20 protein-coding genes and 1 pseudogene are annotated in these 21,873 nt (G+C 65.0%); 6 read left to right on the top strand and 15 right to left on the bottom strand.

The window, feature by feature from the left end; all coding sequences use genetic code 11:
- Positions 1-195 precede the first annotated feature (195 nt).
- Both A6A08_RS21840 and mnmA read right to left on the bottom strand, forming a co-directional pair.
- Complete coding sequence (locus tag A6A08_RS21840) at positions 196-822, bottom strand: DedA family protein (protein WP_083609224.1); 627 nt, start codon at positions 820-822, stop codon at positions 196-198.
- A 190-nt stretch (positions 823-1,012) separates the two neighbouring features.
- On the bottom strand, positions 1,013-2,101 hold the full coding sequence (gene mnmA / locus A6A08_RS21835) for a tRNA 2-thiouridine(34) synthase MnmA (protein ID WP_242422797.1): 1,089 nt from the start codon (positions 2,099-2,101) through the stop codon (positions 1,013-1,015).
- A 358-nt stretch (positions 2,102-2,459) separates the two neighbouring features.
- On the opposite strand from mnmA, the gene A6A08_RS21830 reads away from it, so the two are divergent.
- Positions 2,460-3,623, top strand: coding sequence for a DUF695 domain-containing protein (locus A6A08_RS21830; RefSeq protein ID WP_073704505.1), 1,164 nt, complete (start codon positions 2,460-2,462; stop codon positions 3,621-3,623).
- A 254-nt stretch (positions 3,624-3,877) separates the two neighbouring features.
- Positions 3,878-4,822: a hypothetical protein gene (locus A6A08_RS21825; protein ID WP_242422795.1), complete on the top strand. Its 945-nt coding sequence runs from the start codon at positions 3,878-3,880 to the stop codon at positions 4,820-4,822.
- Between the two features lie 443 nt (positions 4,823-5,265).
- Here the strand turns inward: A6A08_RS21825 and A6A08_RS21820 are convergent, their stop codons facing one another.
- The 9 genes from A6A08_RS21820 to A6A08_RS21785 form a co-directional block, all read right to left on the bottom strand.
- Positions 5,266-5,496 carry a hypothetical protein gene (locus A6A08_RS21820; protein ID WP_073704504.1) on the bottom strand — a complete coding sequence of 77 codons (231 nt, stop codon included), beginning with the start codon at positions 5,494-5,496 and terminating at the stop codon, positions 5,266-5,268.
- 130 nt (positions 5,497-5,626) lie between these two features.
- A complete protein-coding gene (locus tag A6A08_RS21815; RefSeq protein ID WP_073704503.1) occupies positions 5,627-6,634 on the bottom strand; it encodes an STM4015 family protein in 1,008 nt (335 codons plus the stop codon).
- A 115-nt stretch (positions 6,635-6,749) separates the two neighbouring features.
- Positions 6,750-8,177: a PQQ-binding-like beta-propeller repeat protein gene (locus A6A08_RS27735; RefSeq protein ID WP_158069298.1), complete on the bottom strand. Its 1,428-nt coding sequence runs from the start codon at positions 8,175-8,177 to the stop codon at positions 6,750-6,752.
- A 24-nt stretch (positions 8,178-8,201) separates the two neighbouring features.
- Positions 8,202-9,755, bottom strand: a complete 1,554-nt coding sequence (locus A6A08_RS21805) for a DUF262 and DUF1524 domain-containing protein (protein ID WP_199867013.1) — start codon at positions 9,753-9,755, stop codon at positions 8,202-8,204.
- A 16-nt stretch (positions 9,756-9,771) separates the two neighbouring features.
- Positions 9,772-10,278, bottom strand: a complete 507-nt coding sequence (locus A6A08_RS28320; protein ID WP_199867012.1) for a DUF262 domain-containing protein — start codon at positions 10,276-10,278, stop codon at positions 9,772-9,774.
- A gap of 637 nt (positions 10,279-10,915) precedes the next feature.
- Positions 10,916-12,340, bottom strand: coding sequence for a PQQ-binding-like beta-propeller repeat protein (locus A6A08_RS21800; protein ID WP_143181820.1), 1,425 nt, complete (start codon positions 12,338-12,340; stop codon positions 10,916-10,918).
- 38 nt (positions 12,341-12,378) lie between these two features.
- On the bottom strand, positions 12,379-14,862 hold the full coding sequence (locus tag A6A08_RS21795) for a hypothetical protein (RefSeq protein ID WP_073704502.1): 2,484 nt from the start codon (positions 14,860-14,862) through the stop codon (positions 12,379-12,381).
- A gap of 39 nt (positions 14,863-14,901) precedes the next feature.
- A complete protein-coding gene (locus tag A6A08_RS21790; RefSeq protein ID WP_073704501.1) occupies positions 14,902-15,228 on the bottom strand; it encodes a hypothetical protein in 327 nt (108 codons plus the stop codon).
- A gap of 318 nt (positions 15,229-15,546) precedes the next feature.
- A complete protein-coding gene (locus A6A08_RS21785; protein ID WP_073704500.1) occupies positions 15,547-15,849 on the bottom strand; it encodes a hypothetical protein in 303 nt (100 codons plus the stop codon).
- 14 nt (positions 15,850-15,863) lie between these two features.
- On the opposite strand from A6A08_RS21785, the pseudogene A6A08_RS21780 reads away from it, so the two are divergent.
- A pseudogene (locus tag A6A08_RS21780) lies at positions 15,864-16,778 on the top strand (type ISP restriction/modification enzyme); the annotation flags it as partial.
- A gap of 158 nt (positions 16,779-16,936) precedes the next feature.
- Here A6A08_RS21780 and A6A08_RS21775 read toward each other — a convergent pair.
- The 3 genes from A6A08_RS21775 to A6A08_RS21765 form a co-directional block, all read right to left on the bottom strand.
- On the bottom strand, positions 16,937-17,167 hold the full coding sequence (locus A6A08_RS21775) for a hypothetical protein (RefSeq protein ID WP_073704498.1): 231 nt from the start codon (positions 17,165-17,167) through the stop codon (positions 16,937-16,939).
- A 110-nt stretch (positions 17,168-17,277) separates the two neighbouring features.
- Positions 17,278-17,745: a hypothetical protein gene (locus A6A08_RS21770; RefSeq protein WP_378698120.1), complete on the bottom strand. Its 468-nt coding sequence runs from the start codon at positions 17,743-17,745 to the stop codon at positions 17,278-17,280.
- A 117-nt stretch (positions 17,746-17,862) separates the two neighbouring features.
- A complete protein-coding gene (locus A6A08_RS21765; RefSeq protein WP_073704704.1) occupies positions 17,863-18,414 on the bottom strand; it encodes an ATP-binding protein in 552 nt (183 codons plus the stop codon).
- A 223-nt stretch (positions 18,415-18,637) separates the two neighbouring features.
- Between A6A08_RS21765 and A6A08_RS21760 the strand changes: the two genes are divergently transcribed.
- Together A6A08_RS21760 and A6A08_RS21755 are read left to right on the top strand one after the other, a co-directional pair.
- The gene (locus A6A08_RS21760) at positions 18,638-19,501 is read left to right on the top strand and encodes a helix-turn-helix transcriptional regulator (protein ID WP_073704497.1); all 864 of its coding nucleotides are present in this window, start codon (positions 18,638-18,640) and stop codon (positions 19,499-19,501) included.
- Positions 19,498-19,752, top strand: a complete 255-nt coding sequence (locus A6A08_RS21755) for a DUF397 domain-containing protein (RefSeq protein WP_073704496.1) — start codon at positions 19,498-19,500, stop codon at positions 19,750-19,752. The genes A6A08_RS21760 and A6A08_RS21755 overlap by 4 nt, the downstream gene beginning before the upstream one ends.
- A gap of 118 nt (positions 19,753-19,870) precedes the next feature.
- Here the strand turns inward: A6A08_RS21755 and A6A08_RS21750 are convergent, their stop codons facing one another.
- Entirely contained in the window at positions 19,871-20,770 is a 900-nt protein-coding gene (locus tag A6A08_RS21750) for an ion transporter (RefSeq protein WP_073704495.1), read from the bottom strand.
- Positions 20,771-21,288: 518 nt separating this feature from the next.
- Between A6A08_RS21750 and A6A08_RS21745 the strand changes: the two genes are divergently transcribed.
- Positions 21,289-21,840, top strand: coding sequence for a thymidine kinase (locus A6A08_RS21745; RefSeq protein ID WP_073704494.1), 552 nt, complete (start codon positions 21,289-21,291; stop codon positions 21,838-21,840).
- The last annotated feature ends 33 nt before the right edge of the window (positions 21,841-21,873 follow it).

Here is a 21,873-nt window from a genome sequence, read left to right as displayed (position 1 = left end):
AGGGCAACGCGGGCCGGGTGGCGCGTCCGGCGGACCGCGTCGGCACGGCGTGGCGTGGCGCGGGCCGGCGCCCTTCCCCGGCCTTCACCGGTGGTCCTGGCCCCGGCGCCACTGCCGGGCGCCGGGAGTGCCGCTGGGAGCGGGGCCGGCGGGAGGAAGGGCGCACCCGCCACAGCGGCGTTCGTGGCCCACCCGTCAGCGTTGGCTCGTGGGTGCGCGGCGCGGGTGAGGACCGGCGGCGTCCTCGTCGGCGGTGCCTTTCTCTCCGGACGTGTCGGCGGTGCCCCCGGGCGCGGGGTCTGCACCCGTGGAAGAGGCCGCGGAGTCCGATGGGTCGGCGGGAGCGGCGGGGTCGGCTCCGGATCGGCGGGCGCGCAGGACCAGCAGGGCCACGGCCACCACGGCGAGCACGCCCGTGCCGAGCGCCGTCCACGGCGAGTGCAGGAACAGGGACCACCAGGTGCCCACCAGGCCGCCGATGACCACGCCCCACATGCCCGCCCAGACCAGCGAGCCGACGAGCATCGCGGCGAGGTAGCGCGGGAAGCGCATGCGCATGGCGCCCGCGGCCAGGTTGACGGCGGTCTGCACGCCGACGGTGAGGAAGCTCAGGGTGACCACGGGGGCGCCGTAGCGGTCGATGCGCCGGCGGGCGGCCTCCAGCCGGGATCCGAGTCTTCCGCCCACGCGGCTGCGGTTCACGCCGGCGCCCAGCACGCGGCCGATCCAGTAGGTGGCCTGGGCACGGCACAGGATCACGCCGAGAAGCGTGAAGTAGACGATCCAGAACGGCTGGCCGTCGAGAAATCCGAACTCCGGCATGGGCAGGCTCCCTTACCTCGCCCCGCAACTATGCTATGCCTTACCTAACCTCGGCAAGGGGTCGCGGGTGTCCGACCGGGGTGGCGATCCCCACTCCCCGGCCGCCGCGGCACGCGCGCGACCGGGCGGCGCCGGGAGGCCCCGGGAGGCCCCGGGGTGCCGGACCCGCCGGAGCGGGGCCTGGACGCCCTCATGCGGGGGCCTTCACCCTGGACGTGCTGGAGATCGTGGCCGAGCCCAGCACGGTGTCCCCCTCATAGACCACCACGGCCTGTCCCGCGGCCACACCCGTGGCGGGTTCGGCCAGCCGGACCACCAGCTCGGGTCCGTCGCCGCCCTCGTCCTGCCACACGGTGGCCGGGTAGACCTCCCCGTGGGCGCGCAGCTGCACGTGGCACTCGGTGGGCTCGGTCAGGGGCTCGCACCCGCTCCAGACCGGGCGCACGCCGGTGATGGAGTCCACCCGCAGCGAGGCGCGCGGCCCCACCGTGACGGTGTTCTCGACCGGCTCGATGGACAGCACGTACCGGGGGTGGGCGGCCCCGCCCAGCCCCAGGCCCTTGCGCTGGCCCACGGTGAAGGTGTGCGCGCCGTTGTGCGTACCCACCACGTTGCCGTCCTCGTCCCGGATCGGGCCGGGCCTCTCGCCGATGCGCCGGTTGAGGAAGCCCGCGGTGTCGCCGTCGGCGATGAAGCAGATGTCGTGGCTGTCGGGCTTGTCGGCCACGGACAGGCCGCGCCGCTCCGCCTCCGCACGCACCTCCTCCTTGGTGCAGTCGCCCAGCGGGAAGACCGCGTGCTCCAGCTGCTCGGCGGTGAGCACGCCCAGCACGTAGGACTGGTCCTTGGCCTCGTCCACGCTGCGCACCAGGCGACCGTCGACCTTGCGGACGTGGTGGCCGGTGGCCACGGCGTCGAAGCCCAGGGCCACGGCCCGGTCCAGGACCGCCTCGAACTTGATCTTCTCGTTGCAGCGCAGGCACGGGTTGGGCGTGTTGCCCGCCTCGTACTCGGCGACGAAGTCCTGCACGACCTCGCGGTCGAACTCCTCCGACATGTCCCACACGTAGAAGGGGATGCCGATGACGTCGGCGGCCCGTCGGGCGTCGTGGGAGTCCTCCACGGTGCAGCAGCCGCGTGCGCCCGTGCGGTAGGACTGTGGGTTCTTGGACAGCGCCAGGTGGACGCCGGTGACGTCGTGGCCCGCCTCGGCCACACGGGCCGCGGCGACCGCGGAATCGACCCCGCCGGACATGGCGGCCAGTACACGCAAAGTCATAGTGCGTCCAGCGTATGCGCCCGTCGGGGGTCGCCGCCACGCGAAGGAGCGGGGCCCGGGCCACACCGGGCGGATCCGTTCGCACGACCTGGCCGACGGCCCCGCCGGGGGCCCGACGGGGGTCTGGTGGCGCCCCGACCGGGGTCTGTTCGGGGCCTCGGCCACGGGCCCGGCCGGGGCTCGGCCGTGTCCGGCCGTGCCCGTTCGTGCCCGGACGCGCCCGGCCTGACCTGTCCGGACGGCGCCACCGCGCGCGTGCGGCGCTCGGGACCGGCTGTCCCCGGCACGTGGGTCCCCGGGGACCCACCCGGACCTCAATGGGCGAGGGTGGTCGTCCGGTTCTGCGAAAATCGGGGGTATGGCTCTGTTCCGTCGTCGCCGCTCCGCCGACTCCACCACCGCCTTCACCGATTTCTGGGACGCCTGGCCCTCCTTGCGCGAGGCGCTCGCCGGCGCGGTCGAGTCGGACCAGCCCGTGCCCCGCGAGGTCTCCGAGCGCGTCACCGACCTGGTACGCGCGGTCCACCCCGACATGGACTGGGAGGTGGGCCCCGCACCGAAACCGGGCGGCGGCCTGGAGGACCTCGACCTGTCGGCGGACGTCGACCCGGGCAAGCTCCTGGAGCAGCTGGCCGCGCTGGACGACCCCTCCCGGCTCGACAGCCCCGCCCACGCCCTGACCCTGCGCCCGGGGGCCTCGGACGAGGCGCGCATCCAGTCCGAGCGCTGGGCCCGCTCCGCCCCCGAGGACGACCAGTGGCTGTTCCAGCCGGTGCGCCCCGCCGACCACGACCGGCTGACCTCCACCGTCCGCTGGGACGACCACGAGCTCGACCTGTCGCACGTGTCGGTGTCCATGCGGGTCGACCACGCCAGCGGCAAGGTCGAGGTGGGCGTGTACCACCCGGACAACATGTTCCTGTCCGAGCAGACGCGCGACCGCCTGGCCGAGCACGTCGCCCTGCTGGCGCTGGGCGAGGACGACATGGTCAGGTGGATCGGGAAGGCGGCGCCGCTGGACGAGCCGCCGCTGGACCCGCTCCCGCCCACCTCGATGCCCGCCGTGGTGCGGCAGATGGCCGACATGCTCGGCGGCTCCGGCGGATGGGTGACCCTGCACGGCCGCATCCCGCTGCAGGGCGCGGTGGAGATCCTCCTGCGCCACCCGCTGACCCGGCGCGACCTCCCGGCGTTCTCGCTGTTCGTGCAGGTGGTCGTGCCGTACACGCACATGGACGAGGACAAGCTGCCCACCGACGCCTCCGCCTCGGCCCTGGACGACCTGGAGGCCCGGGTCACCAGCGTGCTGGGGGACAACGGCGCGCTGTTCATGCGCCAGACCGTGGGCGGCAAGCGCGACTACCGCTACTACCTGGATCCGGAGTCGGGCGTGCTGCCCGAGTTCGAGGCCGTGCTGACGGACTGGCCGGAGGGGGAGATCAAGCTGCGCAGCCAGATGGACCCCTCCTGGTCGCAGTTCAACGCCGCCCGCAGGCCGTTCCGCCGCCAGCTGGGCGAGTAGGGGGCCCTTCTCGGGGCAGGGGTACCGGGGGACCGGAACTCCCCCCGGCCAAGGGCTCCGGTGGGAAAGCCGTGTCCCGGGACCTCCCGGGTGGGAAAGGGGCGGGTGATCCGGTGGAGAACCGGCACACCGGCCGTTGACCCGTCGCCGACCCCGGGGTGTGAGGGTCAAGGTAAATCCCCTTCCCTGCCTCTGGTCCCCCAAGTCCCAACAGGCGTAACGTGTCATTCCCACCAGGAGGGTGATTCGGTCTGATGGACGGTGTGCCGCCACGAGCACCCACGGGCCGGCCCCGGGCCGCCGCGGTCGGCGCGACCCTCGCCCTGTGCCTGGTGGGCGCCCCGCTGATGTCCCTGTTCCCCGTGGGTGTGTGGGACACCGCCCGTGCGCTGACGATGAGCGGTGCGGGCCAGGGGATCCTGCTGCTCGCGCCGGTGGTCGTCGGGGTCGTGCTGCTGATGTTCTGGATCGGCTACCAGTGGCTGGAGAGGTCCGGGGCGGACCACCCCGCCACCTCGGCCGCGCTGGTGACGGCCACCGCCATGGTCACGCCCGCGGTCGTCACGTTCCTGGCGCCGGAGGTCATGCCGCTGCCCGGGGGGACGACCGTCAACACCGCCTTCCTGACCGGGGTGGTCACCACACTGGGCATGGGCGCGTCGATACTGGCCCAGCGGCCGCCGGACCGCTGGCAGCCGGGGGTGCTGCCCGCCCTGGCGGTGGTCGCGGCGCTGCTCACGGCGCTGCCCGGCCTGTCCGACCTGGTGCGCGCGCACGCCGCCGACGAGCGCTCGCGCGCGCAGATCATGTCGTACGGCCAGACGATCGCGGTGCTGGACCATCCGGACTGGTCGCCGGCCCAGGTGCACGAGGTGCACGAGGGGCTGCGCCTGACCTACCGCAACGCCCAGGGTGCGCCGCTCCACGTGCTGACCTGGGACGAGGGGCACTCGACGAAGGCGGGCATCCGTGCCGGGTGCGACTTCCCGGGAACGTGGTGCCGCGACCTGGAGGGGATGGTGGTCGTGCACCACTCCGACGGCCATCCCAGCGAGTTGCGGACGTATCTGGACGACGGCACGGTGGCGAGCCTGCTCCCGCAGCCGGGCACGGCCGCCGACCTGGTCGAGACGTCCCGGGCCCTGCGCCCAGAGCAGCCCGGTGAGCGCGGCGCCCTGGTGGAGTCCGTCACCGCGTAGGCGGCCACGGCCGGGGCCGTCATCCCCCGCGTGCGCGGGGAGCGGACTCGTTGTCCTGCGTGATGATCCAGCGACATGGCTCGAATCTGCATGTTGCCGAAGATCAGGCACAGAGAACATATGCCCCGCAGGTGCTCACCGAACGAACACCTCGCGTCCGGCAGCGCCCTTCTCCGCTTTCGCGGGAGTCGCCTCGCTCGTTCCTTTCGCGGAACCAGGACACCACACCAGGGTGAAAGGAGCTCTTGGGGCGGCTGGAGCCGGGCACGCGCCTACCAGCGGTGCCGCAGGGCGTGTCCCGTGAGAGTGCCGACACGCGGAAAGGCGCCCCCGGCCGGAACCGGGGGCGCCTTTTCATCTCCGGGTCCAGGCGGCGTCGGCGGCGCCGTCCGGAGCGGGAGGACGGGCCGGGTCGACGACTGCCTGCCCGGCAGGCCGTGCCCTTAGCCGTTCTCCTTCTGGATGCGCTGGACGAGCATCTGCTTGCCCTGCTCACCGGCCTTCTGGTTGTTCTCCTGGATCCGGCGGAACCACCGCGCGAGCTCCTCGTCGCCCTGGCTCTCGGCGTCCTTGATGTAGCCGTCCAGGCGCCAGACGTTCTCCAGCGACTGGTGAACAGCCCAGACCAGGTTGTAGTTCTTGTCCTTGAGCGGGCTCTCCGGCTCCGAAGCCATGACGACCTCCTCGGTGTCGTGCTTTCCCCTGCCGGGATCCCACTGCCCGAACCCACCCGCGAGTACACACAGCGACGGGCGATGACTCACAGCCCTTGCCTGCTCTTGGTCTGGACCGGATGCGGGCGGACTACTCGGACGCCGCGGTGTAGTAGTAGGGCTCGTCACTCCAGGAGTGGTAGGAGGGCTCCAGCCGTTCGGACAGGTCGACCTCGACCCCGGTTCCGGCGAACGCGACCCGCACTCGCCCCTCCATCTCCTCGCCCAGGTAGTGGTGGTGCAGGTCGAGCCCGCGCAGACCCGAGAAGGCCTCCGCCCGGTCGACGAGCACCCGACCGCCCTCGTCCGTGAGACAACCCAACGACAGGTCGAGCACCTCCAGGCGCCGGACGACGGGTGCCTCGGCCAGTACCGGAATCCACGCGTCCACCTTTTCCGCGTTACGCACACCCAGATACCGCAGTCGGGGAAATCCCTCACCCGAGAGCACCGGCGCCAGGTCCGACGCAGAGCTGTCGCCGCCGTACTCCTCCACCCCCAGCCACAGCTCCAGGTGCTCCAGCGCGGGCAGACCCGAGGACACCACCTCACGCACGACCCGCCCCGGCAGACCACCGGTCTCCAACATCAGGGAACGCAGCGAGGCGTGCTCGGGCACGTGCAGCTCAAGCTCGCCTTCCATGCCCACCGCGCCCTTCACCGACAGCTTCTCCAACCGGGGGAAGGCGGCCACGAAGGGCGCCAGGTCCCCGTGGCTGATCCAGGAGAGCTCGCTCTCCTCCAGTTCGATGTCGCCCACGAAGACCGAACGCAGGTTCGGTAGCTTGTCAGCGTGTTCGATCAGCGACTCCAGGAACTCCTCCGGGCCTCCTTCGGTGGGGTAGCCCCAGGCGCCGAGGACCAGCGCCCCCACCTGCTCGGTGTCCACCACGGACAGAAAACGGGCGACGTGCTCCCCGCACCGGTCCTCCGCGTGGGGATACCCGTCGCCCTCATGGGTCCGCAGCCGCCAGGCCACGGAAGCGGGGGCGTGCGGGTCCCCGCCCCGCTCGCGGATCCGTTCGAGCCGCTCCTCCGTCGTGCCGCTGGCAGGGAACTCGACCACGGGCAGACCCGCGAACTCGGTGAGCTCAGGCATAGGGACTCATCTCTCAGGGGGGCAGGACGTCCCCCATGCCCAGCAGCCCCGGGAGACAGAGCGGCATGCGGTGACTCTGGGACATCAACCAGCCTTCACGAGTTCCCGACCTTGTCTAGGGCACAAGACCAACAAGACGACGGGATGGCTCGTTGTCCTCCCCATCCAGGTCCTCTGTGATCACCAGGGCACCTGGGGCGAGAAGCATGGATGCTGGAGGGGGCGTCAGTGCCGGAATAGCACCTCGCATTCCATCCATATCCGGACGCCTCTGAACCTCGATTCCCAGGTCAATCACACGCGATTCACCATCATCCCAATCAGTGACCATCAGCTGTGCTGGGTTCCAGGACAAGTCATCGGTCGCCTGTTCGTTGACGTCCAGCCATGCGATCGAGTCCTCCATCGCCAGGGTGAAGCTGTCCTCCCGCCGCTCCAGAGGCGCCGGAACAGTTACGGACTGCTGGACTTCACCAGACAGATCGGAATATGAGTACTCGTACTCCTCCCCATCAGAAACCTTGCGCACACTCACAATGGCTTCCCCAAGGATTCCGACCGCCGTGTCGTCCTGACCAGTGAAGAAATCCGTGTCCGTAAGAACTTCTCCGGCCACCGGATCCAGAATAAACTCCTCATAATAGTCATATCCATTAGCGACTGCTGCCACCATTCCTGAACCCCGTTCAACTCCAATATTGAACGGGTTGGTCTCTATAGGGCCATGCACCTCAATTTCATGCCGCCATAGCTCAGATCCAGTTTCCCCATCGATCCCAATCAAGGCAATCATGTGGCCCTGAAGCTCATCCGCATCAGCTGAGGTTACGACACTCTTATCCATGAAAGTGCTAGCCAGGATCAGCACACCACGGGATACCACAGAATCCCTGGGAACAAAAACCCTACTCTCGCTTCCATCACTCTGAATCGGTGTTACACTCCACAACTCTTCACCACTTTCCAAGTCAAAGGAAACGATATCCGCGCCAATTCCTTCATTTCCCCTGTAGATGATACGAGAATCATTGAAAAGGACACCGAACCGTTTTCCCACTGACGTGTACGAGGAAACTTCGTCTTCAATGCGATTCATGCTGGCGAACTCTACGACTTGAGTCCCCTTGATCTCTCCGGTGGAAGAGTCAAGAAGCACGACCTCATGAAGAGGAGGGGGCTCCTCCTCGTCTTCGGTTTCTCCGTCGTGAGCGCTGTACGACACAGCCACGGCCTCCCCGTCCGGAGTGACACTCGCACCTGTCAACCGTTCACCCAGACGCCTGTACCTCCAGAGCTCCTCCCCGGTCTCTCCGCTCACCCCGACAACACCGTCGGAGATGGATACCACTAACCCATAGGAGATGGGGCTGACGTGCCTGACGCTCGTTTCTCTCGGAGAACTCCAGGTCCAACCCACAGAACTCACGTTCGCCGGAACATCGAGGGATTCGGCGGGCCCGGAGAGAGTGACATGATCAACCTCAGGCCCTCCCCGACCAGGAAACACGGAACACGAGACCAGGAGGGGAAGGATGATCAACACAAGAAGTGGACTTCTTTCCTTCATTTATTCGCCGACCTGGTACTCGTATGCCTGGCGGACGAGGCCCATGACGTACGTGAAGTCCGCCCTCTCGTCCAGCCTGACCTGTACGTCCCCGTTGCCCCACTTCCCCTTACCGGTCATGTCCGACGCGAAGCCGCGCTCGTCGTGCAGCGCCTCGAACGGCATATTCAGGACGAGCCACAGGAGTTCGGTCCGCGGAACCACGTCGACGAAGTTGGTCTCGGCCTTGTAGGCGACGTAGTTCTTCAGGAACGTCTCACTGACGGCGTCGTCGAGGGCGAGCACCGCGTTCCTGAACTTCTCGAAGAGCACCTGCGGCATTCCCCGCGACAGGTTCGGGTGGTCCTCGATGGAGTACCCCGAATCGGGCTTGGGCCGTCCTGCGGTCGGCACGCCCTCGGGCAGGACGGGGCGGGGCCAGATCCGTACGGCCTGCGCGGCCAGCCTCTCCGCACGCTCCACGATCGCGTGCTCGTCCCAGGCCTCCAGGTCGCCCAGCCCCTTGTTCAGGTGGAGCGGACTCTCCCGGAATCCGCCCTTCATGTCCCGCTTGTCGGCGAACGGTCGGTCGCCGTACTCGGAGTTGTAGCCGGTCAGCGTCAGGTTTCCGAGCGTGTGCAGGTAGCGCGCCCGCACAGCCGCCCAGTCCTCACCGAGGTGCTCCCTCCAGTGCTCGGGAAGGTTCTCGTTCTGCGGCAGGATGTGCTCGATCGTGTAGTCCTCGATCGACACGTGCTCCTTGCGGCCGAAGTTCTCCAGCCGCCGCAGCAGGTACGACCGCCGCTTGAAGTGGTACAGGTCGCCCGTGGTCAGGGCGGCCGTGAACTCCTCGTCGGTGGGGAAGGCCCGGTAGGTCTTCAGGCCCAGCAGGTGCGCCTCGACGCTCCGGACGTACCGCCCCTTGTCGATCGACCTCGTGAACGTGCTGAACGTCCTGTTCAGGGAGTTCGTCGGTACGCGGCACACGGCACGGCGGAAGATGTAGGAGGTGACCATCCCGACGATGGAGACCAGGTCGTCCCGGCTCAGGACCCCGAGCTCGTAGTCGGTGTAGAGCTCCAGCAGCAGCGGATAGACCACGTCCGCCTTGATCTCCCGCAGGTCCCGGAACGCCTCGGCCAGTTCCTTGTCCTGTTCGTGTCCCAGGGCGACGGCGCAGTACCGCCGCGCGTAGGCGCGCAGTTCCTGCACCAGGGACTCGATCGTTCCCGCTCCGGCGGTGAGGCCGCGCGCGTACTCCTTGAAGGCCCCGTAGACGTCCCCCATACGCGGGATCTCCCCCGTGACCACCGTCAGGTAGTGCCGAACGAAGTCGTCGAACTGCCTTTCGTAGGCGGCCTGGCCGAAGTCTGCCTCCATCGGCCGCCAGTAGGCGGTGTAGAGCCTCTCCTGGAGGGCGGGCTTCAGCCCCATCAGCACGAAGTTGCGGATCAGGTCGGCCTGGGACAGCCGCAGCCCGGTCGAGTTCATGGACTCGAAGATCAGTTGCGGGTTGTCGTGTGTGCGGTCGAGCCGGATGTCGACGACGACCAGCTTCGCCAGCCCCTGGCACACCGCGGCCAGGTCCGTGTCAGCCCTGCCCAGGTGGTTCAGGAACCGGTCGAAGTTCTGGTGTACCCGCTCCGACGCCTCCGACGATCGCCTTCAGCGTCTCCTTGTCTTTCTCCGAGAGCAGGAGTTTGAAGTAGTCCTCGCCGTCCTCGTCGTCGTTGACCAGGTAGCGCTTGCGCAGCTTCGGGGGCGAGAACCCCTTCCACGGTTCCCGTTCGCCGTCCGGTTTCCCGTCCAGGACACGGGCCAGGGCGGCGATCAGCAGGGTCACCGTGGTCATCCGCTGCTGGCCGTCGATGACCAGGTTGGGCTCCTGTGAGGTCAGGTTCGACAGGCCCTTCTCCACGTGCACGATCGACCCGGTGAAGTGCGAGTTCAGTGAACCGTCGCTCCCCGCGCGCTCGATGTCGGCCATCAGCTGATCGCACTCCGTCGAGGACCAGGAGTAGGCACGCTGATAGATCGGGATCACGAACTGGTGTCCCTTGGCGAGCAGGTCGAGCAGTCGTGTCTCAGAAGCCTTCACTGTGCCAGAGCACCCTTCTCCTCACCGGCTCGGACCCGCCGCCGTGGCCGCGGCGTGCCCTGCCGGACCGGCCGTCCCTCTCGTGGTCTGAGTCTTCCAGACAGAGCAGAGCACCGGATCCGGGTATCGGGCGGACGGTTGGCCGGGATCGGCCACGCGTTCACCCCGGCCCCGCAGGCCGTCCGAAGCGTCCCCGCCCGTCCCCGAGGCCGCGGCCGCCGCGGCCCAGGGCACGGCCCGGTCTCGGATCCGCGCGAGCCCCCCACCCGGTCGTACCGGACAACTAGTCTGACTCCGGCAATCCGATACGGGTACGGCACGCGTGCGCCGTACGGGCACGGCACGCTGTCAGCGGATACGGGAAGCAGGGCGCAGTGACCAGTACGACCGGTGCATCCAGGACGGTGCACGGCATCGGCTATGCCAAATCCCACTGAGTTCCACAGGAGTCCGGTTGCCCTGGCTGATTCTTTATCTTCCACCACATCGGGATTGGTGAAGTATTCGTACAAACTATCCTGTGCGTAATTTTGCGCAGCTTCGTACATGCGCCCCATAGCTGCCCCGTCACCAGCACTGATACCTCACCGCTCCGACTTTGAAACAGCCCTGGACCTCCACGAGTTCCCGAAGTCGCCTAGGGGACAAGACCGACAAGGCGACGAGAGGGCTCGTTGTCCTCCCCATCCAGGTCCTCTGTGATCACCAGGGCACCAGGAACGAGAGCCATGGACTTCGGGGTGGGAATCAGCGAAGAACCATCCAGTGATCCATCACTGTCCGGGCGCCGCTGCACCTCGATGCCCAGATCGATCACACGTGATTCCCCGTCGTCCCAGTCAGTGACCATCAGCTGTGCTGGGTTCCAGGACAAGTCATCGGTCGCCTGTTCGTTGACGTCCAGCCATGCGATCGAGTCCTCCATCGCCAGGGTGAAGCTGTCCTCCCGCCGCTCCAGAGGTGCCGGGACAGTTACGGACTGCTGGATTTCACCAGACAGGTCGGAACAGGAGTACTCGTACTCCTCCCCGCCAGCAACTTCTCGGACACTCACAATGGCTTCCTCAAGGATTCCGAGCGTCGTGCCATCCTCCCTCGTGAAGAAGTCCGCGTCCGTGAGAATTTCACCGGTCGTCGGGTCCAGCAGGAATTCTTCATGGTAGCCATCACCTCTGGCGACTGCCGCAACCATACCCGTCCCATGCGCAACCCCGAGTTCGAACGGAGTGAGGTCGATAGCTGAGTTCGCTTCAAGCTCATGCCGCCATAGCTCAGACCCGGTTTCGACGTCAATTCCGATCAGGGCAAGCGTGTGGCTCTTGGCCCCGTTCAAACCCCCAGGCTCCAGAACACTCTCGTCCACAAAATTACTGGACGTCACCAGCACACCGCGGGAGACCACAGAGCTCCTGGCGACGAAAAACATTCTCTCGTCTCCGTCACCCTGAGTCGGGGTTACACTCCAGAGCTCTTCGTCGTTTTCCAGGCCGAGGGACACAATCTCTCCCTCCCCCTGGTCATCACCCCGGTAGATAATCCGAGAACTATTGGTTAGAACACCCAGCCGTTCGTCCACTGACGTGTAAGAAGAAACCCCGGAACCGGTGAATGGCATGTTCGCGAACTCCACAGTTTGAGTCCCCTTGATCTCTCCGGTAGAAGAGTCAAGGAGCACGACCTCATGAAGAGGAGGGGGCTCCTCCCCGTATTCGGTTTCTCCGTCGTGAGCGCTGTACGACACAGCCACGGCCTCCCCGTCCGGGGTGACACTCGCACCTGTCAACCGTTCACCCAGACGCCTGTACCTCCAGAGCTCCTCCCCGGTCTCTCCGCTCACCCCGACAACACCGTCGGAGATGGATACCACCAGCCCATAGGAGATGGGGCTGACGTGCCTGACGCTCGTTTCCTCCGGAGAACTCCAGGTCCAACCCACAGAACTCACGTTCGCCGGAACATCGAGGGATTCGGCGGGCCCGGAGAGAGTGACATGATCAACCTCAGGCCTTCCCCGACCAGGAAACACGGAACACGAGACCAGGAGGGGAAGGATGATCAACACAAGAATCGGTTTTCTTATTTTCATTCTCGTAAATCCATTCACCCCGAGACGCGCAAAGCGCCTTCCATTGCTTCCGTGAATTCATCGAAGTGCGATCCGATGTCGGGACTCTCCGACGCAAGCGGAATATCTTCGCCCTTGACATCTTCCCAAGTGCCATCCCTGAGAGAGCGGCTTGCAGTGTCCCCCAATCCCCACCCACTCCAATCTCTGATAAACTCTCCATTTTCGTCAACCATGTCTCCTGGAATGCCTGGGACATCCTCGTCGACACCAACTTCACCGCCCTCCCTAATTGAGTCATAGTAAACTTCGAGAGCAGCATCCTTGAGGGTTGCGTCGAGCATAAATTCGATGTTATTTCTAACTTGCTCTGTACTTGGCAAGGACATTGCACCGTCATCCAACGTTTCTTCCCCGAACATTCCTTTGAGGAAGATCTTTACTGGCTCCGCAACAAGCGGTTCAGGGATCCCTGCCGCCATCACGTTGACAATATCACTCATAGTTGCGTTCTGTTGAATGATTGCGTCATTGTGACTATCAAAACGAGTATGCACGGCATCGGCTATGCCAAATCCCACTGAGTTCCACAGGAGTCCGGTAGCCCTGGCTGATTCTTTATCTTCCACCACATCGGGATTGGTGAAGTATTCGTACAAACTATCCTGTGCGTAATTTTGCGCAGCTTCGTACATGCGCCCCATAGCTGCCCCGTCACCAGCAATCAGGCTTGTGAACGCTGTGCGGTCACCTAGACCTATTACCAGACCCTGACCCGAGTTGTAACTAGTCTCCACATCGACACTGACGCCTTGGCCGCCAGTCATGATGGTAGGGTCAGCAAATTCATCGATGTAGGTTTCGAAGATCCCGGCAAAGCTATCTGAGATCTCGGGATTCAGGAGTCCCATCGGCGCGTTTCTCCAGATGAACTCTTCCCCGTCCGGCCCCTCACCCACCACGTCGTACTCGGTACTGCTGAGCTCCTCCTGGGCCTCCGGGTCGATGATGATGTTGATCAGGCCTTCGAATGCCCGGTCGGCTCGCTCCTTGATTTCCTCATCGCTCGACCCTCCGTCTTCGGCAAGCCAATCCGTCAAACTCCTGACGGCTTCGCCGCCGTGGTCCCAGTCATGACTGAGCAGGGCCGCTACCAGTGCCGCCTCGTCAGTCCCCGATTGACTTCCGGGACCCACGAACTCCACCGGGTGCTGGTAGCTCTCTCCGTCGGGATACTCACCGGTCAGGATCGTGTAGTTGGCGTCCCTGTTCTGCGTGGCGAACTCCAGCATGGTCCGAAGAGTCTCCTCCTCGGCTCCACCCGTGTTCGTGCTCTCGACAGCGCCCGCGATGGTACCGATCAGGTTAGCCGACAACTCCGTGCCGCCTTGGATCGGATGACCGGTCTCTTCCCTCGTCACCTGGTTGGCGCTTTCGAACATCTCTGTCAGCGACTCGAAGTCCCCTGCCCAGCCAGGTGAGTAACCGTCGCTCAACTCCGAGCTGGGACTGTGCCTTCTTGGACCTTCGATCGTTTCCCTGACGATCTCGGGGATGTTCTCGTACTCGCCACCCATGTCTTCGTCGGAGGCCGCAAGCAGGGAACCACCGATCATGGCCAGCAACTGTTCCCGCTGTTCCTCTGACAGGTGCTCGCTCTCACGAATGGCTTCGACCGAGTCGAAGAACTCGTGTTCCTGTGCGCCAAGGTTGGAACCAGAACTTGTTCCCCGACCACTCGTCTCTGACGCGTCCTCGTCATTCAGGTGGGCGTTCAGGTCATTCAGGACCTCCAACTCACGCTCGGTGAGTTTTCCACCGTTCTCCTGTTTGCGTGCGAGGTAGGCCATGAAGGCGTTCATCAGCGCGAGGCTTTCGTCAAGCCTCTCCAGAGCTGCCTCGTCGCCCTCCGCGGCGAGCTGGATGGTTTCTCCTATCTCGGAACCGTCCATTTCTGGCGGGACCGCGAAGTAGTTCTCATCCCCCGTAACGACATACAGGATCCCACCAGGCACATTACCCAGGTGCCCCGCTTCGGTGAGGGTGCGAATATGTTCAGGGGTCGGCCCGTCCACGAGCATATCGGACACTACTGCGGCCTTTTCCTCTAGCGTTCCCCACGCCTCGTCAGCCTGCGGCTGATATTTGTCGACTGCGGCTTGCTTTTCTGAGTCACTCTCCGCTCTGGTTATGTCATGTCTGAAGTTCTCTTCAATTTCTTCAGACCGATCATTGTAGTTCTGGACTGCCGCGCGGTAGGTCGAAATAACCCCTACGGCGTGGATGCAGGCCGCCAGAGCGCTGCTCCATGCCTCTTCGTTCTCTTCCACCGCCGATTTGATGTCCTCAGATATCAACTCGGAGAACTCCGTGGCGGTTGTGTTGGCCACAGCGTTGTAGCTGGCAGAGCGTCCACAGATGTTCGAGTACATCTCGTCGAACCTCTGCTGCTGATTCTGAAGAACAAAGACGCTGACGTCGCACTCTTTGATGGAGATCTGGTAGTTTTCATCGGCCATGAAAGCGGCTTTCAGTTATGGGGGAGAGGGGAACAAAGGCTAGAACTGGCGCCCGTTGACAGCTCGGTTGAGGATGGGGGAACTCGACGTCGAGCGATAGTATTCGGCGGACTCGATGTCGGTCTGTTCGCCTTCTGAAGCCGCCGCCTGGATGTTCGTGGCGAGGGTTCGAGCATGGTCCTGGACATCCTGCATGTGCGTCTCCTGCTCGGTTCCGAAGGAGCTCCATCCCGTCACACCCGGTAGATGGCCCATGGTGATCTCGACGTCTTCCACGGCTTCGGACCAGTCATCAGCGAGGTCACGGAGCCGGGAGGCAGCGGTAAGGGACGCGTCTCCGCCCGCATAGGCCTCAGTGGCGTTCATACCGACTGTCATGGTCTCTCCCGAGCCTCTCTCTGAACTGACCTCACACGAGAAGGGCCAACGCGCAGGGATGCCGTTGGCCTTGACATACTCGACGCTTCCAACGCGCACACCGAGGTGGAAACGGTGGGTAATGTCCTGAATGCCGGATGTCGATGACACTATAGCTTTGTGAGGACAATCTGCGACGCGGTGCCAACCAGGAGGAGCAGGGTTGCCGTGGCCACATGCGGACAGGTCTGGTGGACACAGCCTGGAAGCTCACCGACCTCCCCGGTCTGCTGAGCCGAGCCAACCAGGGTTATCGCAGTGCCGGGATCAGACGGAGATCGTCCAGTCACCGTCGATGCACAGCGGCGGCTCATGCACGAACCGACGCCCGTCCTGGGACTCGACTATCAAATAGAGGTCATCCCAGCACGGAGTCTCCGCCCAGCGGCTGAACGGCCAGAATTTCCACGGAAATCCGGACTCGTCCAGCCCCAACACCACCGTTTCGGAGCCACCGGGCTCGATTCCCACGTCCTCGAAGGCCTCAGGTTCAAAGAGGGCGGGAACCCCCTCCAGAGGAGTATCGTCGGTCATCGTCAGGATGGGCACGTCCAGCTCGTTCCTGACCACGAAAGGAAAAGTATGGATTCGACCCCGGGTCCATCACCACAGGCACCTACCGCCCCTTCAACAAGCAGCTGGTCTACTTCAACAGCAAGCTCAACGAGCGCACTTACCAGCTCCCTCCCATGTTCCCCTCGCCGGAGGAGAAGAACTTCGGGTTCTACCTGACCGGTGCGGGATCAGACAACCCCTTCTCCTCGTTCATGGTCGACCAGATCCCGGACCTCGCTTTCTGGGGATCCAGCACTGGCCAGTTCTTCTCGCGGTACACCTACCGGGAGATCGAGGACGACAACAGCCTGTTCAGCGGCGTTGAGGATCCTCGGGTCGACAACATCACCGATGCCGCTCTCGCCGACTACCGGAAGACCTACGGCCCTGAGGTCACCAAGGACGACATCTTCTACTACGTCTACGGTCTCCTCCACTCCCCCGACTACCGCAACCAGTTCGCGGCGGACCTGAAGAGGTCCCTGCCGCGCATCCCCAAGGTCACGGACTTCCCCGCCTTCGTCGAAGCCGGGCGCAAGCTCGCCAAGCTGCACATCGGCTACGAGAGCGTGCAGCCTTACCCGCTGGAGGAAAAGGTCACCGGCCCGACTCCCACGCCGCTCGACGAGCTGTACCGCGTGCAGAAGATGAAGTTCAAGAGCAGGGACGACCGGTCCACGATCGTCTACAACAGCCGGGTCACCGTCAGCGAAATCCCCGAGCGGGCCTACCGCTACCAGCTGGGCGCGCGGTCGGCCGTCGAGTGGATCATCGACCGCTACCAGGTCAAGACCGACAAGGCCAGCGGGATCGTCAACGACCCGAACGACTGGTCGGAGGATCCCCGGTACATCATCGACCTGCTGGGGCGCATCGTCACGGTGAGCCTGGAGACGGTCGACATCGTGGAGGCGCTGCCTCCCATGGAGATCCTGGACGCCTGACGGTAGACACCTTCCACGCGGCGTGTAGTGGAATACGGAAAGGCGCCCCTGGTCGAGACCAGGGGCGCCTTTTCACCTCCGGGAACGGACTGCGTCAACAGCGCCGTCCGGAGCGGGAGGACGGCCAGGCTGACAGTGCCCACCGGGAAGGCAGGGCCTCAGCCGTTCTCCTTCTGGATGCGCTGGACCAGCATCTGCTTGCCCTGCTCACCGGCCTTCTGGTTGTTCTCCTGGATCCGGCGGAACCAGCGCGCGAGTTCCTCGTCGCCCTGCTTCTCGGCGTCCTTGATGTAGGTCTCCAGGCGCCAGACGTTCTCCAGCGACTGGTGAACGGCCCAGACCAGGTTGTAGTTCTTGTCCTTCAGCGCGCTCTCCGGCTCCGAAGCCATGACAACCTCCTCGGTGTCGTGCTTTCCCCTGCCGCGAATCCCCTGCCCGAACAGGCCGGTGAGTACACACCGCTACAGGCCATGACGTTCAGCCCTTGCCGACTCTTGGCTCAGGCCGGTACGGGGATGCGCCTGAGGGCGCGTCGACCAGCACGGAAGCCCTTGAGGACGTCGGTCGGGCCGGTGGTGGCTCCCGGAATGTGTCCGCCCATCGAGCGGGCCCAGGGGCGGGTGGCGGGCGGGTCGGTGTGCGGCCACAGGGCGAGGAGGAGGGCGTCGACATCGCGGGCCTCGACCATGCCGGTGGGGGTGATGGCCCAGAAGGACTGCGTGGCCTCGCCGTAGTAGACGATCAGGTGGCGGTGGTGGGCCTGGATCGCGGCGGCCTGGGCGTGTTCGCGGCCGAACTCGGAGCGGTGGCCTCCGAGACGGGGAAGCCTCTGGGCTCGGCGGAGGCGGCAGGAGGGGTGGTCGCACACCGGGCAGACCGGGCCGATGAGCGGGGTCCGGCGCGGAAGCGGCCGGGGCATGGGGCGAAAGTCGTCCGAACGGCGGGGCGAGGGGATAGGATTCCGCATCAGATCCTCTTTCCTTACTTATGTCTGGGTTGGGTTTTGGGGGATTCAGGGCCCGGGAGAAGCGCTGCAACGCTTTCCTGGGCCCGTCTCATGTCGTCGACATGTCAGAGGTGAGGGTCACCGGCCGGTGTGGGTGTTCCAGCGGCTTCCAGCCAGATCGAAAGCCAGGTAGAACCACACGCTGCGGAACTCCGCGTTGCCGTTGTCGCCCCACTCCGAGGACAGGGCGTCCACCAGGGCCAGGCCACGACCCGACTCGGCGCTCAGGTTCAGACCGCCCTCCTTCGGCTTGAGGCGGGCGTCCTGTGTGCGCAGGCCGCCACGGTCCCGGCAGGTCAGGTGCAGCCCGGTGCGGTGGCGGTGGACGAGCAGGGTGTAGCTGCCGCCGGGCTGGCCGGAGAGGCTGTGCCGGATGGCGTTGTTGGCCAGCTCGCTGCCGAGCAGGGTGAACAGGTACCGGTAGTCGATGGACTGGGCGGCTGCGCAGGTGTCCAGGAACGCCCGGACCAGGGGCATCACCGCCGGAGTCCCGGCGAAGTCGTAGCGGCGCATCCGGTAGTGGGGCCGCTCAGGGGTCCGGGAGAAGTAGTGGCGGTGGACCGGCTGGATGAAGCTGGACAGCGGCACCGTGGCCTCTCCCAGTACGGGCGTCGGGGCGGTCGAAGGCACGACGAACACACTCCTTGCGTGGCAGAACACATGAGTAGGGGTTACGTGGGCCCGTTGGAGGAGTCTCACGGATGCCGTGATGTGCGGAACGGGCAAGGCGTAGCCTGACCGACATACACACTGGGTGATGTGTCAGTGACTACACATTCAAGCTAACCTGCATGATGCAACTATCGCAAGTGATTCTTGCATCTACTGGTAAGTAGTTAGTTAGACTGATGCCATGCAAGATCCTCGGAGTCCTTCCCTACGTCTACGCCGCCTTGCCACAGAACTCCGCCGAACACGAGAGAGCTCGGGCTTCACTGCTGCCCAGGTAGCCAAGGAACTTCGATGGAGTTCAACCAAGGTCACCAGAATGGAGTCAAAAGAAGCAAAACGCATCAAACCGGACGACCTCGACAGATTGATGGACCTGTACGGCATCACTGACCCCGAGAAGCGCGGATCCATGCAGGCCCTCGCCAAAGACGCGCGGGTGCGCGGATGGTGGTCGAAGTACAAGGACGTCTTCAAAAACGAGTCGCTACCGGACTTCGAGGCCGAAGCCTCACTCTTGAGGACCTATCAATCACAGGTCATCCCAGGGCTGTTGCAGACACCTGAGTACACGGAAGCCATCTTCCGTGGTGGAAGGTACACGGACCCTCGTGAGATCGAACGGCGTGTAGAGGCCCGCATGGGACGTCGAGAGATCCTAACCAGGTTCAGTCCCGTACACCTACGTGCTGTCGTCGATGAGTCAGCCTTCAATCGTCTAGTCGGTGGGACGGAAGTACTGGTCAGGCAACTTGAACACCTGCTTCACATGGCTCAAATGCCCCACATCGACGTGCAGATGCTTCCTCTCAGCGCAGGCGCACATTCTGGCTTGACAGCCCCGTTTACGATCTTGGACTTCCCAAACCCCTTGGACGCCTCCATCGTGTGTGTGGAGACACTAGCTGACGCGCTCTACCTGGAAGAGCCTCACGAAGTCAAGCTGTACAGTGCCACCTTCGGCGACGTGCAAGCGTCAGCTATCAGTGCTGCCGAAACAGCCAACTACATTACAGAGCACATCAAGACCCTGGAGAGCACTTCATGAGAACTCCAAAGTTGGCCTTCTACAAGAGCAGCTACAGCGGGCAAGGGGTCGACTGCGTCGAGGTCGCACACCTCCCCACCGACTTCCGCAAGAGCAGCTACAGCAGCGGCGAAGGCGAGTGTGTGGAGGTGAGCGACCTCCCCTGCGGCGCCGCCATCCGCGACTCAAAGCACCCCGACGCCGGACACCTCCCCTTCCCCACCTCCGAGTGGACCACCTTCCTCGATGCCGCTCGCGGCCAAAAGCTCTAGCGGCCCGGCACCTCTACCCGCCACCCCTGGCCCGCGACGCGCGTAACCCACAGCACCCGGCAGCCCTCACCAGGGCCGCCGGGTGCTCCGCTGCGTCCTCTGCGCCTTCCGTGTCTTTCTAGTCGAGGGAGCCCGGCGGCAGCCGGACGGTGTCCCCGCTCCCCTCCCCGACACCTTCTGCGGCCGCGACGGCCTCCGGGACACCGGAACCGCGCGCGACAGGGGCGGCGTCGCGTTCCCGGACCATCCGCTCCAGGCGCTCGACCTGCTGCCCGAGTTCCGCCAGACGCGCCATGACCGCCTCGTGCTGGACCTCCTCCACCTCCTGGTCCTCGGCCCAGCGGACCTCGCTGACCTCCTGCTCCAGCGACGTCACGATCACACCGATCACCAGGTTCAGCATGATGAACGTCGTCAGCACGATGTACAGCACGAAGAACGTCCATCCCATCGGGTGGTTCTCCAGCACGGCGTCCGAGACGTCCGGCCAGTTCTCCAACGTCATCAGCAGGAACATCGTGTACAGGGACGTGCCCAGGTCGCCGAAGAACTGCGGCACGTCCCTGCCGAACAGCTGGTTGGCGATGATCGCCGCGGTGTAGATGACCACCAGGAGCAGGCCGATCACCGTGCCCATCCCGGGCACGGACCTGAACAGCGCGGTGATGATGTGCCGCATCTGCGGAACCGCGGTGATGACCCGCAGGATCCGCAGCACCCGCAGGATGCGGAGCACGGCGAACGGGCCGATCGCCGGAACCAGGGAGATGGCGACCACGAAGAAGTCGAACCAGTTCCAACCGTCCCGGAAGAACCCGCCCCGCCAGGCGTAGAGCTTGAGGCCCATCTCAATGACGAACAGCCCGACGACGACGTGCTCCGCGACGAGCAGATACGGAAGTGCCGAACCTCCATAGGTCGCCCAGCCCAAAATCGCGGCATTGACCAGAATCACCACGAGCATCGTGTTGGAGAACCATCGGCCCTCGACCACCTGGGTGATCTGATCGCGCCTCAATGCCACTTCCCCCTCCGCAATTCCACTCCTATTCGGACATGGAGCAACCAAATATATCGAAGCGGACTTCACTTCTCCGTGGCGCGCCATCCACGGTGAGGCGCGTACACGTTCTCCTGCGTCTCCCGCGCTTCTTCGGTATCTCCACCAACACCGTTCCAGCTGGTGGCGACACCCGGAAGCTACGCCCTCGCCCGGGGCCGGCGAGAGAAGGAAAAGCCGTCGACAGGGGAAATCCGGAGTGCGACATCCCACAGCCGCGTTTTCGGCCTGAACAACGGCCAGCCGCAGTGAGACCGGAAACGCTGTGCCTGAGCCGTATCCGCGCCGCGCCGGTCGGGGGACTCCCCTCCCGCCCGGTGAACCCTTCCGGTGGGAGGGCCGGTTACGGGCGGCCAGCGGTGCTGAGCCCCTGGCCGGTCACTGGTATGTTCTCTGCTGGCCACGGCAGGAAGCCCGAGCCGTCGACAGCGCCAGCGTCAGCGCCCCCGACCCCCACCTCCGATCTAGGAAGAGACATGGCGGAGCTGAAGTACTTCACCGGGGCGATGAACTCGGGCAAGAGCACCATGGCCCTCCAGGAGCACCACTCACGCGGTGGAGAAGGCGCGCTGTACACGAGGCAGGACCGCGCGGGCGAGGGCATCATCTCGTCCAGGCTCGGCCTGAAGTCGCCCGCCATCGAGGTGACCGACGACCTGGACCTGTACGACGACGTCGCCGACCGCAACGTGCCCTACGTCATCTGCGACGAGGCCCAGTTCCTCTCCTTCAAGCAGGTGGGCCAGCTCGCGGGCGTCGTGGACGGGATGAAGATCGACGTGTACTGCTACGGGATCCTCACCGACTTCCAGGGGCAGCTCTTCCCCGGATCTCAGCGCCTGGTGGAGCTCGCGGACAAGATAGAGGTCCTGCCCGTCTCCGCGCGCTGCTGGTGCGGCGACCGCGCCACCCACAACGCGCGGGTGGTCGACGGCGTGATGGTCTACGTGGGCGAGCAGGTGCACATCGGCGGCAACGAGTCGTACGCGACCCTGTGCCGCCACCACTTCATGGCCGGAGTCGCCTGAGCCACCCAGGGCCCAGCAGACCCTCAAGCCCGC

The sequence above is a fragment of the Nocardiopsis sp. TSRI0078 genome, assembly GCF_001905145.1.
GTDB lineage: Bacteria > Actinomycetota > Actinomycetes > Streptosporangiales > Streptosporangiaceae > Nocardiopsis.
The sequence above is the reverse complement of the archived record's forward strand: the minus strand, read 5'-3'. Positions and strand labels throughout refer to the sequence as shown.

Excerpts from the sequence above, each read along its gene's own strand:
- A6A08_RS21840 (WP_083609224.1), bottom strand. The coding sequence starts at position 822 with ATGCCGGAGTTCGGATTTCTCGACGGCCAGCCGTTCTGGATCGTCTAC.
- mnmA (WP_242422797.1), bottom strand. The coding sequence starts at position 2,101 with ATGACTTTGCGTGTACTGGCCGCCATGTCCGGCGGGGTCGATTCCGCG.
- A6A08_RS21830 (WP_073704505.1), top strand. The coding sequence starts at position 2,460 with ATGGCTCTGTTCCGTCGTCGCCGCTCCGCCGACTCCACCACCGCCTTC.
- A6A08_RS21825 (WP_242422795.1), top strand. The coding sequence starts at position 3,878 with ATGGACGGTGTGCCGCCACGAGCACCCACGGGCCGGCCCCGGGCCGCC.
- A6A08_RS21820 (WP_073704504.1), bottom strand. The coding sequence starts at position 5,496 with ATGGCTTCGGAGCCGGAGAGCCCGCTCAAGGACAAGAACTACAACCTG.
- A6A08_RS21815 (WP_073704503.1), bottom strand. The coding sequence starts at position 6,634 with ATGCCTGAGCTCACCGAGTTCGCGGGTCTGCCCGTGGTCGAGTTCCCT.
- A6A08_RS21795 (WP_073704502.1), bottom strand. The coding sequence starts at position 14,862 with ATGGCCGATGAAAACTACCAGATCTCCATCAAAGAGTGCGACGTCAGC.
- A6A08_RS21790 (WP_073704501.1), bottom strand. The coding sequence starts at position 15,228 with ATGAACGCCACTGAGGCCTATGCGGGCGGAGACGCGTCCCTTACCGCT.
- A6A08_RS21775 (WP_073704498.1), bottom strand. The coding sequence starts at position 17,167 with ATGGCTTCGGAGCCGGAGAGCGCGCTGAAGGACAAGAACTACAACCTG.
- A6A08_RS21770 (WP_378698120.1), bottom strand. The coding sequence starts at position 17,745 with ATGCGGAATCCTATCCCCTCGCCCCGCCGTTCGGACGACTTTCGCCCC.
- A6A08_RS21760 (WP_073704497.1), top strand. The coding sequence starts at position 18,638 with ATGCAAGATCCTCGGAGTCCTTCCCTACGTCTACGCCGCCTTGCCACA.
- A6A08_RS21755 (WP_073704496.1), top strand. The coding sequence starts at position 19,498 with ATGAGAACTCCAAAGTTGGCCTTCTACAAGAGCAGCTACAGCGGGCAA.
- A6A08_RS21745 (WP_073704494.1), top strand. The coding sequence starts at position 21,289 with ATGGCGGAGCTGAAGTACTTCACCGGGGCGATGAACTCGGGCAAGAGC.